Origin of the sequence: Aeromonas sobria, assembly GCF_000820145.1 — a bacterium.
GTDB classification, from domain to species: domain Bacteria; phylum Pseudomonadota; class Gammaproteobacteria; order Enterobacterales; family Aeromonadaceae; genus Aeromonas; species Aeromonas sobria.
In genome coordinates, this window is record NZ_CDBW01000002.1 from 114,427 (window position 1) to 128,744 (window position 14,318).

The window sequence follows — 14,318 nt, forward strand, 5'->3', positions numbered from 1 at the left end:
AAACCCTAACCTTTACTGTAAGGGCAAGCTCAAGCCACATGATCCACTTTTTGCAGATGAAAAAAACGGCGCCCGTTTGCTGCCAGAGAGCAAACGGGCGCCGCATTCAGCTATTGCGCGGTGTGAGCGGAACTCAGATACCGTACTGGGCGCGGTAAGCCTTCATCGCCACCAGTTGCGCCGCCAGCTCCGGCTGCTCGGCCTGCTTCTCTTCCAGATACTGGATCAGGTCGCTCATCTGGATGATGGCGATGATGTGGGCGCCGTAGTCACGCTCCACTTCCTGAATGGCGGAGAGCTCACCCTTGCCCTTCTCCTGACGATCCAGCGCGATCAGCACCCCCGCCAGCGAGGCGCCGTTGGCCTGGATCAGATCCATGGATTCACGGATGGCGGTCCCGGCGGTGATGACGTCGTCCACCAGCATGATGCGCCCCTTGAGCGGGCTGCCCACCAGATTGCCGCCTTCGCCGTGATCCTTGGCCTCCTTGCGGTTGAAGCACCAGGGCACATCCACATCATGTTGCTCTACCAGCTGCACTGCGGTAGCGGAGGCGATGGGGATCCCCTTGTAGGCCGGGCCAAACAGCACATCGAACTCGATGCCAGCATCCATCAGGGCGGCAGCATAGAAGCGGCCGAGGCGGGCCAGATCGCGGCCGCTGTTGAACAGACCGGCGTTGAAGAAGTAGGGGCTTTTACGACCGGATTTCAGGGTGAATTCACCGAATTTGAGGACCTGTTTCTCCAGGGCGAACTCGATAAATTGACGCTGGTAGGCTTTCATTCTGGCTCCTTGCTTGGCTTGTCGTTTACTTGTGTGGGGGTATAAAAAAACGCGGTCAATGCCGCGTTTTTAAAATCAGGAGAGTGACTGCTTCTGCAGCGCAATGATCTCGGCAATGCCGTCCTTGGCGAGCCCCAGCATCGCCAGCAGCTCCTCATGGGTGAAGGGCTCGGCCTCCGCGGTGCCCTGCACCTCGATGATCCGACCATCTTCGGTCATCACTACGTTCATGTCGGTCTCGGCGGCGGAGTCTTCGATGTACTCCAGATCGCAGATGGCTTCGCCCTGATACATGCCGACAGAAACGGCGGCGATCATCTGCTTGAGCGGGCTCTGCTTCAGTTTGCCCTGTGCCACCATCCAGTTCAGCGCATCCACCAGCGCCACACAGGCACCGGTAATCGCAGCAGTACGAGTGCCACCATCTGCTTGCAGCACGTCACAGTCCACAGTGATAGAGTGCTCACCCAGCGCAGTGAGGTCTACCGCAGCACGCAGGGAGCGGGCGATCAGACGGGAGATCTCCAGGGTACGACCGCTCTGCTTGCCAGAAGCCGCTTCGCGGTTCATCCGGGAGTGAGTGGAACGCGGCAGCATGCCGTATTCGGCAGTGACCCAACCCTGACCCTTGCCTTTCAGGAATCGCGGAACGCTGGTGTCGACGCTGGCGGTGCAAAGCACGCGAGTGTTACCGAACTCCACCAGCACTGAGCCTTCTGCATGTTTGGTGAAATTGCGGGTAATGGTAACCGGGCGAAGTTGCGCGGCACTGCGATCGCTTGGACGTGACATGGAACGGACCTCTGGGCTGGCTCAAATTGGCGAAGGAGTATAAGTCATTAGGTCCCAAATATCAGCCGCTAAAACCACGGCATCGGCTGACGAGCAGGGCCGGGCTGAGTATACTGGCCGCACACTTCATCAAGCCCGGAACAATCAATGATTCACAGCATGACCGCCTACGCCCGCAAGGAATTCAAGGGCGACTGGGGCACAGCCGTTTGGGAAATTCGTTCGGTCAACCAGCGCTATCTGGAAACCTACATTCGCCTGCCGGAGCAACTGCGCAGCCTGGAGCCGGTACTGCGTGAGCGTTTCCGCGCCAAGCTGCAGCGCGGCAAGGTGGAGTGCAACCTGCGTTTCGAAGCCGCACAAGCCGCAGCCAGCCAGCTGCACATCAATGAAGATCTGGCCAAACTGATCATCGACAGCGCCAACTGGGTAATGAAAGAAGCAGGCCAGGGCCAGCTCAACCCGGTCGACGTACTGCGCTGGCCGGGTGTCATGGCCGCCGCCGAACAGGACATGGATGCGGTCGCCACCGAGCTGCTCGGCGGTTTTGACCAGACCATGGAAGATTTCCTTGCTTCCCGCGCCAGCGAGGGTGCCAACCTCAAGAACCTGATCCAGCAGCGTCTGGATGGCATTCAGGTGGAAGTGAAGAAGGTGCGCGTCCACCTGCCGCAGATCATCGAATGGCAGCGCCAGAAGCTCACCGACCGTCTGGCCGAAGCCAAGGTGGAGCTGGATCCGGCTCGCATCGAGCAGGAGATCGTGATGCTGGCCCAGAAGATCGACGTGGCCGAAGAGCTGGATCGTCTGGAGATGCACATCAGCGAAACCATCAAAATCATGAAGAAAGGTGGCGCCTGTGGCCGTCGCCTTGACTTCATGATGCAGGAGTTCAACCGTGAGTCGAACACCTTGGGCTCCAAGTCGATCAATGCTGAAGTGACCCAGTCCGCCGTCGAGCTGAAGGTTCTCATCGAGCAGATGCGCGAACAAATTCAAAACATCGAATAATTTTTTCACCCGCCCAAGCAGCTCTTGAAAGCCCCGTATTACCTTGTGAATCGCAGGGTAGATACCGGGCTTTTTTCATTCTCCCGACCACATAGATGGGCCGATGTCAGTGACAACCGACATGCCGCGCCAGCTTGTTTTGTTCGGCGATGATGGCTCCCCGTTCGCCGCAAAGGGTCATGTTGAGGCGAACACCATGGCGGCCGGAAACATAACTCAACAACGCAGGCTCATGTTGCGTAACCGGATACCCGCCTACAGGAGATCTTTCAGTCGGGTTAACAGCGCTTTACGGCTGTTATTCGCCACCACAAATCGCTTAAAGCGCTGGGCAAACGCGGGGCTATCGCCTTTGCACTGATAGGCTTCCCATAACTGATGCACATAGCGTGATGCCGCATCGTAGCCACTGGCGCATGTGCGATCCGCCTGTTCTTGTGCTTGCTGCCAGGCGTGTTCGCGCTGATGGTAGATATCCGTCAATACTTTTTCTTTTTCCGCTTTTTCAAGCGCCATTTTCTTTGCGCGCGCGTCGGCTTGCGCTTGCTGTAATAGGCGTTGCGCTTGTTCAACGTAAGGAGTGATCACGTCGGGAGTTAACCAATAGTGATAGGCTTGGTCCTGGTTGGCCGAGTCTTTTCGCGTCATCGCCAAGGCTTGGTGACGGGTTAACTGGCCTTGTTCAAACAGCGTGCTTAATAGCGTCTGTTTCTCCCCGTCAGTGAGCTGATGGAACCAGCCGTCAAACTGCAACTCGGCCTGTTTGGCTGGGTGACAGGGTTGTGCCTTCAGCACCATCGCCAGTGCGTTAACCCAAGCCAAGGGAATATGATAAAGGGTGGCAAAAGCCTGCACCTCCTCACTGAGGTGCTCAAAAGCGAAATGAATTAAAGGTACCCCGTCAACTTCTTCATTAAATTCGCACTCTTTCAGCCACATAAAATAGATAAGACGCCAATCACCCTGAAGTAAGGCACTGCGCAAAGCGGCTAAATGCTGGAAAAAGTCGTCAGCATGTTCATCGTCAAAATATTCGCCATACTCTTCGATGGAAAAAGTCAGCAATTGCCATTCATCGCGCTCATCTACATGAAGGCCATCGAGCGAAACGCCTAGTAACGTATCGGGGATCGTGCCGGCAGGCAGCTTGATATAAGCATCAATGGAACCCCAATTGGCATAGTAAAAACCGATGTCGAAATATTTTAACATCAGCTCAGCAGGATCGGCCTTCAAGTCACTGTAGGTATAATAGACCTGAAAAGCGGTCGCGGTAATCTCGGCTCGACTTGAAATGGCTCTGAGTGCCTGGCGGGCGTGAGGGGCTAACTGCCCGTCCACACGCTCAAATTTGTAGTATTGATATTCGCTCACGATGACCTTGCTATCGGTTAAGGGTGAATTGAAAGGTTTGCTGTAACAAAGGCTGGATATGAACCCTTCTGGCGACCGGTTCAGCGTTGATATAACGCTTCGGCTCAATCGTCACAAATCCCCAGTATTGTAAAAATCGTTCAATAAACCGTGATTCGATGATCATGGATAAGGTTTGTTCCGGTGAAAAGTAATGGTCGGGAGGGATGGCCAAGAGCACATCGGGGAACGCCGTTATAACGTCTTGCACCAACTCGGCAGCACTGTGGTGGTGTTGCAGGCGCCACAGCATAAACACCCAAAATATACGCACATCGACATCGAATGGATGTTGGTCAAAATACGCCCAGTTATATTGGCTGACGGCAGCCGCTAGCATAGGTTTAAAAAAGGCTTGTATCCCTGCCGCCTGATACTGCTTTTGCGCTGCTTTTTTCACATGATAGCGACCGCTACGGCGATAAATAATCCCACTGAGTTCGGCTAACACTCTGGTGTAGTGCAGGGCATTGAATTTGTCTTCGTTATTGCCCGCAAACTCACAGATACCGAGGTCAGAACCGCATTGCGCCACGGCAAACTCCGGCAATAACGCACAGGCCTGTTTGACTAATTTGGTCGGCAAGTTGCCTTTGCTGGTGGCGTTGAATGACCCGGATTGCGCCATGGCCTCATCAAGCATGAGGCCTAAATAGCGCATCACCGGGCTGGCAGAAAGATTGTCTGGCGTGCTGATGGTGAGCCACTGTAATTGATCGAACGGGGCATAAAGCCAATTGGCCATTTGGGTTGGCGTCACCCCACAAAAATCGGGATGCGGTTGATTATTACGATCCGCCATTTTGTGCTGTAACGCCACATTGAGTTCAGCCAGGCTCAAATTTGGGGTCATGGCCAACATGGCGGCGACTTCATCCTGCACGTCGGCATGCAGCTTGCCCTCGCGGGTCATACAACAACGTTTAAATTTTTTACCGCTGCCACAGAGGCAAGGATCGTTACCACTGAGTTTCATCATCAATGCCTCTTATCATCGGACGAAGGCCAGCAAGGGGCTTATCAGACCAGAGCGCCTTCCACCAGCGACTCGGCCAAGGCAAGCTGGGTCTGCTGGCTGGTTTGCAGGCGGGATTTTAGTTGATCGCAGAGGGTCATCAGTTCATCGACTTTGGCGACGATGCGGAATTGTTCACCTGCAGGAGGAAGCCCAAACTGGATACTTTCACATTTTGTTTTATTTATATATGCGATGGTTGTTGCAGAAGCTATTTCATAAAGATGGCTTCCAACAACGCGAATAACACATGATAAGTATTCCGGTGACAAGCCATTCAAAACAATAAATGCATGAACTTGCTGATTTGATGACACAGGAATGGTATTTATTGCCGAAAGACCAAACCGTCCTACACAACTCATGAGTACACTATTGCTCGGAATAATTCGAGCGGAATATTCCATGACCTCTTCGGTGGTTAATCCTAATTCAATATCCTTTGAATCAAGATACCAACTATCTACTGGAAATGATGGTAATGTAACCCAAGGTATCGTTCCACTAAATGTTTTTGGCTTATCACGATTTGGCACAATAGAGGGGCACAGCTCACCAATCTGAACACTAACCCATCCAGATGGCAACTCAATATTCTTTTTTGGTAAAAGCTTCGATGTCTTTTGATAAATGCCTTCTTTTACTAACTTCGCCTTTTCAGCAACGATGCGTTCCAGCAGAACAGAGGCGGGTTCATCGCTCGGGTCTTGCGGTACCAGCTTGCCCATCACCGCCAGTTGCAGGATGGTCTGTTTCAAGGCGTCGATGCTGGCCTCGGTGGTAAAGAGGGTATCGAAGTGAGTGCTTAGCCGCGCCCAGTTTTGCGCCAGCTCGTCGGCATCGCCGGAGTCTGTCAGCGTAGCGAGCAGGGTCTCCACCAGCGTCTGATGGGCCGCCAGCAGCGACTCGCTGCACTGCTCCAACTGATCGCATAGAGCCATAAGCTCATCCACTTTGGCAACGATGCGGTGCTGTTCTGCAAGTGGAGGGACCGGAAACTCGAACAGCTCTAATGTTCTTTTACTGAGGCCTTCGATGGCCATCCCAACTTGCCGACCCCATATCAAGTTTTGAACGAGGGGAGATTTTATTCCTAAATGAACAAATGGAGCCAATTCATCAATTAACAAACGGATAATTGTGACATGCTGACTTACGTTAGCTTCTTTAATCGAATCAGGGAATATCAATGTGCGCCCTAATGATGCGCCTGTAATATTCAAAAGCACATCACCAGGAATGACTTTAGTTCCTTCCATCTTCAAATGTGTGTTTTCATCTATATACACAACATCATCCAATCTCAGCCCCTCATTCCACACGTTCTGAGATCGCAGGAAAGGAATGCCTTCCGAGACATATGCGCTTTGTCCACCTCGAGGTGTGCTGCCCGACCCCATTTTACTGGTTAATTCTCCCAGGCGAATACACTCCCATCCTTCCGGTAATTCAAACGGCTTCTCTTCCTCAGCAATTTCCGGCAAGGCTTTGAGCTTTTTAATCTTGCCCTCTTTCACCAACCGCGCCTTTGCGGCGGCAATCCGCTCCAGCAGGACTGAGGCGGGTTCATCGCTGGGGTCTTGCGGCACCAGCTTGCCGCGCACCGCCAGCTCCAGGATCAGCTCGCGCAGCTTCTTGATACCGGTGAGTTCCAACTTACTGTTGCTGCCGCGCCCGGCACTGCTTTTGGGGCGCACCGCCGCAGTCCAGAGATCCAGGTGGTCGGTAATCAGATTTTCTATTTTCAGCGCCGCCATTATGCCTGCCCCCCTTGCTTGGCCGCACCTTTGCCCAGTGCTTCACCCAGAATGGTTTTTAGCTGATCACGCAGGGTCTGGATTTCAGCCTGCTCTGTGGCATAGCGCGTCAGCAGCTCGTCGGGGTCATGGCTTATCTGCTCGCCGACATGGGGGTTTTTAATATCGAGGTTGAAGTTGCGCTCGATGATGGTGTCAATGCTGACCTTCCACGCTTGCTCGTTCTCTACCCGGGCAGCAAAGCCGTCCGCCTCATCACCCCACCAGGCGATCTCGGCCTCAAACTCCTCAAACTTCATCGGTTTGGTTTTGCTGTAGTTCTTCACCCCAGCCGGATAGGGGTGCTCGTAGAACCAGACATCCTTGGTGGGCTGATCCTTGGAGAAGAACAGGATATTGGTCTTGATGCCGGTATAGGGGGCAAACACGCCGTTGGGCAGCCGCACTATGGTGTGCAGGTTGCACTCGCTGGTGAGCAGTTGCTTGATCTTGGTTTTGACCCCTTCGCCAAACAGGGTGCCGTCGGGCAGCACCACGGCGGCGCGACCGCCCTTGCCATTTGTTGCCGGGGCAAGGACTTCAATGATCAGCTGCAGGAACAGGTCGGCAGTTTCGCGGGTGCGCAGATCAGCGGGGAAATTCTGCTCGATGCCATCCTCTTCGGTGCCGCCAAAGGGCGGGTTGGTGAGGATCACATCGATATCGCTATCCCAGCTCGACAGCGGTTTGTCGAGGGTGTTGCCGTGGCGGATCTGCACCGGCACCTCGATGCCGTGCAGCAGCATGTTAGTGGTGCAAAGGAGGTGCGGCAACTGCTTCTTCTCGACCCCCATGATCTGCTGCTGCAGGGTCTGGTGGTCGGCTGATGTCTCGACATAGTACTCTTTGACATGATCAAACGCGCAGGCGAGAAAGCCGCCGGTGCCACAGGCCGGGTCCATGATCCGCTCGCCGAGCTTGGGGTCGATGCGGTTGACCATAAAGCGGGTAACGGCACGGGGGGTGTAGAACTCGCCCGCGTTACCGGCGCTCTGCAGGTCGCGCAGGATCTGCTCGTAGATGTCGCCAAACAGGTGGCGTTCGCTGCTGTCGGTAAAGTCGATCTCGTTAAGCTTGTTGATCACCTGCTTGAGCAGGGTGCCGTTTTTCATGTAGTTGAAGGCATCACTGAACGCCTCTTTCACCACATAGCCACGGGGGTTGAGATCGATATTGGCAGGCTGGTTTTTCAGGCTGTCGAACAGGTCATTGTTGACGAAATCGAGCAGGGCATCACCAGTCAGCCCTTCGCTATCGGCCGCCCAGTTGCGCCACAGGAAGCGCTCGGGGATGGGGCAGCGGTAGTTATCCTGCTCAAACTCCAGCTCCTCTTCCTGGGCGTCGAACACTTTCAAAAACAGCAGCCAGGAGAGCTGGCCGAGGCGCTGGGCATCGCCGTCGATACCGGCGTCCTTGCGCATGATGTCCTGAATGGATTTGATAACTGAGCTGATGGATGACATGGGATTCTCTGCTTTTTACAAAAATGGTGACGAATACAGGGGCGAATGCGTCAGGAATATCGATAAAACAAGCGGCCATGATTGCCATGGCCGCACTGTGGTGCTGTTGCAGCCTTGGCGTCAGGCGCTCTGCTGCTCACGATAGATTTCTTGCTCCAGTTCGGTGATGGCCTGCTCGAACTGTTTGGGGCCACCAAAACCCTTCTTGGCCAACTCCAGCGGCCGACCCAACTCGGTAAAGGGGGCGACTTTTAGCGCATCCTTGGTCTCAATCTCGGTCACGCCCTGATCTGCATACTTGTCGAGCAGACTGGTGAGTACCTGCTGGGCGGTATCGTTGTACTTGGTGAAGTAGTTGCGCTTTTTGACGTTGTTCGCCCGCTCGCGGCGGGTCAGTGGCGGCTGATCGTATACCACATGGCAGATAAGGTCGAACGGGTCGAGCTCCTTGCCCACCTCCTCCTGCAGCACCTCCCACAGCACCCCCGCCTGAGCCAATTCATCCATGATGGCTTGCTTGCGCTCGGCGGCTTGCCAGCGTTTGGTGAAGGCATCGAGGGTGGCAAACTCCTTGAGCAGGGTCTTTTTGGTGTAGTCCTTGAAGGATTCGGTCACCAGTTTGCCATCGGCATCGTAATACTGCACCCGCTCGGCGATGACGCTGACCGCCACGCCGTTGACATAATACTTGCTGACTCCGGGCGTTGGACCACCCAGCGGGCCTGTGCCCTGGCCACCTGCGCCACTCTGGCCACCATCACTACCGGTCGTGTAGCTGCCGGGTTGTTCATCGACCCCGGGGGCAAACGGATCGCCATGGTCGCCGGGTTCATCGGCAGGCAGTGGATCGGCGCCATCGATGATATCGCCCAAGCCTTCATCCGGATTGTTGATGTCTGCCGGTTTGACCACCATGACGCGCTCCGGCTCGCCGTCGAAACGGGGATCGGCAAACAGCTCGGTGGCCTTCTTGAAGTCGAGAATGGTAAACCAGAGCTTGCCGTACTTATCGTCAATACGGGTGCCACGGCCGATGATCTGCTTGAACTTGGTCATGGACTGGATGTTTTGATCCAGCACCACCAGCTTGCAGGTCTTGGCATCAACGCCGGTGGTCATCAGTTCGGAGGTAGTGGCGATGACTGGATAGGGCTTTTTCGGGTTGATGAAGTTGTCGAGCTGGGCCTTACCCAACTCATCATCGCCGGTGATTTTCATCACATAGCGATCGTCTTTGGCCATCTGATCCGGGTTGAGGTTGACCAGCGCCCGTCGCATTCGGTCGGCATGATCGATGTCGTTGCAGAATACGATGGTCTTGGCCATCGGGTCGGTTTTCTTGAGGTAGTTGGTGATAGTTTCGGCCACCAGCCGGGTGCGCTCGTCGATCACCAGGGTGCGGTCGAAGTCCTTCTGGTTGTAGATGCGATCGACTATCTCATTGCCCTGTTTATCCAACTGCCCCTTTGTAGGCCGCCACCCTTGCAGATCCACATTGATATCGACCCGCACCACCTTGTAGGGGGCAAGAAAACCATCTTCGATCCCCTCTTTGAGGGAATAGGTATAGACAGGGTCACCGAAGTAATCGGTGTTGGAGACGGTTTCGGTCTCTTTGGGGGTGGCGGTGAGACCAATCTGGGTGGCCGATGAGAAGTATTCGAGGATATCGCGCCAGGCGCTGTCTTCAGCGGCGCTGCCCCGATGGCACTCATCCACCACGATCAGGTCGAAGAAATCAGGGGAGACCTGCTTAAAGGCTTTCTGTGACTCTTCCGGTCCGGTGAGTGCCTGATAGAGGGCAAGATGAATTTCAAAAGCAGGATCGACCGTGCGCCCTATCACTTTGGTCATCGCTGAGCCAAAGGGCTGAAAGTCATTGATCTTGGTCTGATCCACCAGAATGTTGCGGTCGGCCAGAAACAGGATGCGCTTCTTGGCGCCCGCCTTCCACAAACGCCAGATGATCTGGAACGCGGTGTAGGTCTTGCCGGTGCCGGTGGCCATCACCAGTAATACCCGGTCTTCACCTTTCGATATGGCTTCTACGGTCTTGTTGATAGCCTGCAGCTGGTAGTAGCGGGGGGATTTGCCACTGCCATCCGAGTAATAGTCCTGACTGATGACAGGCAGCTGAGCCTGGGTGTAGCCCTTCCAGGTGCAGAGCTTGTCCCAAAGTTGGCCCGGGCTGGGGAAGTCCTCCAACGCAATCTCGGATTCCAGCTTGGCCGGATGGGTCTTGTCATGAAATACGAAGCCATCGCCGTTGCTGGCAAACACGAACGGCACATCCAGCAGACGGGCATAATCGAGCCCCTGCTGCATTCCCTTGCCAATCTCATGCTTGTTGGCTTTGGCCTCGATCACCGCCAGTGGCAAGCCCATCTTGTGATAGAGCACGATATCGGCCGATTTGACCTTCTTGCGTGCCGCCATCTGGCCGCGCACCACCACTTTGCCATCCCGCAGCTTCACCTCTTGGCGGACTTGGGTCAGATCATCCCACCCCGCCGCCTTGATGGCAGGCAGCAGGTATTTGGAGATGATGTCGGCTTCGGTGAGGGTTGCTTTGTTGATCTCGGCCATGAGCACTCTTCCGGTCGGGGGACAATATTGCTCAAGATTCTCTCATAAAATCAGCCGGGTTTTGTTGATTTAAGACTCATAAAGCAACATGGGGTGCTGCTCTTGATGGCATGCCTTCGGGTCAAGGAAACGTCTGGCAATGGCATAACTAGGTCGTAGTGAATGATTGTTGAAGGGCATCGCTTGAGTTAGTCCCATAGCAAGTCAGCCGGTTTGGCTCTCGCTGAATGCAGAGGCCAAGATTCCAGATAGATAGGAATCTGCCCCCATCAATTCCAGCACACCAAGAACCATAATCCCTTCAAACAAGATGACCAATATTCCAGAGAGAAAAACAGCACGAAATTTCCAGATAGATAGGAATTCTTCGATCAGGATTCCACATAACTCGTTCTGAACAGGCATTCCACTATGTGGAAAATTCGCACCACTTTTCCAGATAGATAGTTATGTGGAAAGAAACTGGACGGGAATTGGTTGGGAATGACAGTGTTCATTCCATGGCTCCACATCCTGCGTGATTCCACGCAATCATGTTTGTTACGAGCGAACAAACTTCAATACTTTCAGTGCGTTGTTGATTTTTTCCTGAGCAAAGTCCATGGTGATATGGAGTTTGGTCACACGATCACCTGATTGCATCCTTTATCCGTTACACCTGAGGCCATCACCATGAACAGCATCGTCATCCTGATCCTCCTGTTTTCATTCCTGATAGGGTTTGGCGCCTTTGCTGCGTGGCTGTATATCGAGAAGCGTCGCATGGGTGCCTCGGATAAATGACCCGCTATTTTGCTGAACGGACCTCTTTTGCCACGCACGAAATCAGATGGCGGGAGCAGCCCAACATTTCCTGGATCACCGAGTAGCTGTGTCCGGTGCTCAACAACTGTGCGATGTGCTGACGCTTCTTTTCATCTTTCTGGCGACCGCGATATTTCCCCTCATCCCTGGCCTTGGCCTTGGCAATACCCTGCTGCTGCCTGCGTCTGCGATCTTCATAATCTTTGCGAGCGACTGCTGCGAGCATATCCAACAGCATGCCATTTACAGCCTGCAAGATGGCGCTGGTGAACTCGGAGCGGCTGTCCCCCTGTAACGCCACCCAGGAAGTCGGAAGCTCCGGAGAAACGATTGAGAGCTGTTTCTGAGCCAGCAACTGCTTCAATGTTTGCCAATCCGTCTGATTGAGACGGGCCAAACGATCAATCTGTTCTACCAGCACAATGTCACGATCTGCAGCGTCGCAGATCAGCCGCATAAGCTCAGGCCTGTCCAACGTTGCACCAGACTCATTCTCCACATAGAAACTGGCTATCTGATGGCCATGCTCTGCAGCAAAACCAATCAGCAGCTCTCGTGCCCGCTCAGCATCCTGCTCCACTGTCGATGCACGTAAGTACGCCCGTATGAACATTGAAACCTCCATTGGTCTGTTTAAACTGGTTCTGAATTATCGGTTCAATATAAGTGGTTTCAATGTTGTTTTCGAGAGGGTATCGAGTGGTTTTAATGGGGTATACCTTTTTGAAACCACCGCATGACGATCAAAACACGATCTTTTGGCAGCCGTTTGATCCAACGGAACACACCTCAAGTCTGCGGCTTCACCAACAGATCGCTTTTGAGTTGCCTTTAAACGCTTCATACAGACCCACATACTTCAATCAGGATCGGTAAGTTTGCCGTTCTCTTACCCGCTATAGGGGATAAATGTTAAATACCGCCTGTGGCGTGTAAATGATATTTACCTCCTACAACAGGTAAAAATTGATATACCTGTCGTAGCGTGTAAATTAGGAGAACGCACGCTACCAGGTTGTCGAACCATGAAAGTAACCAGCGCCAAGCAGCTGAGCGCCTGTATCAAGGATGCCAGACTTTCTCAAAAGCTCTCTCAAGGCAAAGTGGCCGAGAAAGTGGGGATTAGGCAAGACACAGTCTCCAGCTTCGAGCTCAACCCTGAGTCCACCAAGCTGGAAACCCTGTTCAAGATCCTCGCAGCACTCGAATTGTCAGTGGATATCAAACCCCGCAATGAGTCATCCGATAGTCCGGCATCGGGCTGGAAGGAGGAGTGGTAATGGCCAATCTGGCTGTCTACATGAATGGCTATCGGGTGGGCACATTTGCCAAAGCAACCAGCGGTGCCCATCAGTTTCAGTACCATGAGTCATGGCTAGCACAACCGGGCAGCCGTCCCATCTCACTCTCCATGCCATTGCGCCATAAACCCTACCGGGGCGATGAAGCCTATAACTTCTTCGATAACCTGCTGCCAGATAATACAGAGGTGAGGAACAGGGTTGTAGCACGCTATCAAGCGGCATCAACCCAGCCCTTCGATCTGCTCAGTTGCATTGGCCAGGATAGCGTAGGGGCATTACAGCTGGTTACCGAAGGGCACGATGTTCCAGATGTCAGGCGAATCGACTACAAGGCACTTTCCGATGACGAGCTCGAGCAGATCCTGACCAGCTACAAATCAGGAATCCCTTTGGGGATGGTCAGGGAGCAAGAGGAGTTCCGGATCTCTATCGCCGGGGCGCAAGAAAAGACTGCGCTGATCTATCTCGATGGCCGTTGGTACTTGCCACTCAACGCAACGCCGACAACCCACATTATCAAACTCCCTATCGGCAAGATTGAAAGCCACTCCTACTCGATAGACCTCTCCCAGAGCGTAGAAAACGAATATCTCTGCACTCTGATTGCCAAGGAGTTTGGTCTACCCGTACCTCACTGTTTCATGATGCAGGTTGGCCAGGTCAAAGCACTGGCTGTGGAACGCTTCGACAGACGTTACACTGCAGATCGCAGTTGGATCATGCGCCTTCCCCAAGAAGATTTCTGTCAGGTATTGAATGTTCCGTCAGCACGGAAATACGAGAGCCATGGAGGCCCGGGGATTACTGACATCATGACAATCCTGCTGGGCTCTACTACGCCAGAGCAGGATCGCTACCTGTTCATGAAATCTCAGGTGCTGTTCTGGTTGCTGGCTGCAACCGATGGCCATGCCAAGAACTTCTCGGTCTTTATTGAACCGGAAGGGCGTTTTCGCCTGACCCCTTTTTACGACATCCTATCTATCTATCCAGTGTTTGGCGGTCGAGGTCTACACCCACGCGATGCAAAGCTGGCCATGGGCCTGACCGCGACCAAAGGTAAGAAATATGCGATAGAGCAGATATTTCCTCGCCATTTCTATCAGACTGCCAAAGCGGTTGGATTTGAGAAGGTGCAAATGGAAATGATCCTAAACGAAATGGCAAGTAGTCTGGATGAAGTGATCTCGGCAGTCCGTCAGCAGTTACCAGATACATTTCCCACCCAGATTGCGGACTCGATTCTGGATGGACTCAGCACCAGAGCGCAGCGTTTAACTCGGTAGTCAGCCAAGTGAAATGAAGCCTGGCCAGAGACAAAACATAAGCACCAACCATTGCGACCTC

At 53.6% G+C, this 14,318-nt stretch carries 11 protein-coding genes; 3 read left to right on the plus strand and 8 right to left on the minus strand.

Features of this window, described 5'->3' with window-relative positions:
* Positions 1-133 precede the first annotated feature (133 nt).
* Together pyrE and rph are read right to left on the minus strand one after the other, a co-directional pair.
* Positions 134-787 (minus strand): orotate phosphoribosyltransferase, encoded by a 654-nt coding sequence (pyrE, locus tag BN1135_RS00620; RefSeq protein WP_042018051.1) that lies wholly within the window; start codon positions 785-787, stop codon positions 134-136.
* Positions 788-862: 75 nt separating this feature from the next.
* Entirely contained in the window at positions 863-1,579 is a 717-nt protein-coding gene (gene rph / locus BN1135_RS00625) for a ribonuclease PH (RefSeq protein ID WP_042018052.1), read from the minus strand.
* A 147-nt stretch (positions 1,580-1,726) separates the two neighbouring features.
* On the opposite strand from rph, the gene BN1135_RS00630 reads away from it, so the two are divergent.
* Positions 1,727-2,590, plus strand: a complete 864-nt coding sequence (locus tag BN1135_RS00630) for a YicC/YloC family endoribonuclease (RefSeq protein ID WP_042018053.1) — start codon at positions 1,727-1,729, stop codon at positions 2,588-2,590.
* A 255-nt stretch (positions 2,591-2,845) separates the two neighbouring features.
* Here BN1135_RS00630 and BN1135_RS00635 read toward each other — a convergent pair whose 3' ends face one another.
* From BN1135_RS00635 to BN1135_RS00665, 6 genes are all read right to left on the minus strand, one after another.
* Positions 2,846-3,964, minus strand: a complete 1,119-nt coding sequence (locus BN1135_RS00635; protein WP_042018054.1) for a hypothetical protein — start codon at positions 3,962-3,964, stop codon at positions 2,846-2,848.
* A 10-nt stretch (positions 3,965-3,974) separates the two neighbouring features.
* Complete coding sequence (locus BN1135_RS00640; RefSeq protein ID WP_213391073.1) at positions 3,975-4,982, minus strand: YecA family protein; 1,008 nt, start codon at positions 4,980-4,982, stop codon at positions 3,975-3,977.
* Positions 4,983-5,023: 41 nt separating this feature from the next.
* Positions 5,024-6,775: a restriction endonuclease subunit S gene (locus tag BN1135_RS00645; RefSeq protein ID WP_042018055.1), complete on the minus strand. Its 1,752-nt coding sequence runs from the start codon at positions 6,773-6,775 to the stop codon at positions 5,024-5,026.
* Positions 6,775-8,277 carry an N-6 DNA methylase gene (locus BN1135_RS00650; RefSeq protein WP_042018056.1) on the minus strand — a complete coding sequence of 501 codons (1,503 nt, stop codon included), beginning with the start codon at positions 8,275-8,277 and terminating at the stop codon, positions 6,775-6,777. The genes BN1135_RS00645 and BN1135_RS00650 overlap by 1 nt, the downstream gene beginning before the upstream one ends.
* Positions 8,278-8,397: 120 nt before the next feature.
* Complete coding sequence (hsdR, locus tag BN1135_RS00655) at positions 8,398-10,863, minus strand: EcoAI/FtnUII family type I restriction enzme subunit R (protein ID WP_042018057.1); 2,466 nt, start codon at positions 10,861-10,863, stop codon at positions 8,398-8,400.
* A 787-nt stretch (positions 10,864-11,650) separates the two neighbouring features.
* On the minus strand, positions 11,651-12,280 hold the full coding sequence (locus BN1135_RS00665; protein ID WP_042018059.1) for a recombinase family protein: 630 nt from the start codon (positions 12,278-12,280) through the stop codon (positions 11,651-11,653).
* A gap of 412 nt (positions 12,281-12,692) precedes the next feature.
* On the opposite strand from BN1135_RS00665, the gene BN1135_RS00670 reads away from it, so the two are divergent.
* Together BN1135_RS00670 and BN1135_RS00675 are read left to right on the plus strand one after the other, a co-directional pair.
* Positions 12,693-12,947 carry a helix-turn-helix domain-containing protein gene (locus tag BN1135_RS00670; protein WP_021140474.1) on the plus strand — a complete coding sequence of 85 codons (255 nt, stop codon included), beginning with the start codon at positions 12,693-12,695 and terminating at the stop codon, positions 12,945-12,947.
* A complete protein-coding gene (locus BN1135_RS00675; protein ID WP_042018060.1) occupies positions 12,947-14,257 on the plus strand; it encodes a type II toxin-antitoxin system HipA family toxin in 1,311 nt (436 codons plus the stop codon). Before BN1135_RS00670 ends, BN1135_RS00675 begins: the two co-directional genes overlap by 1 nt.
* Positions 14,258-14,318 lie beyond the last annotated feature (61 nt).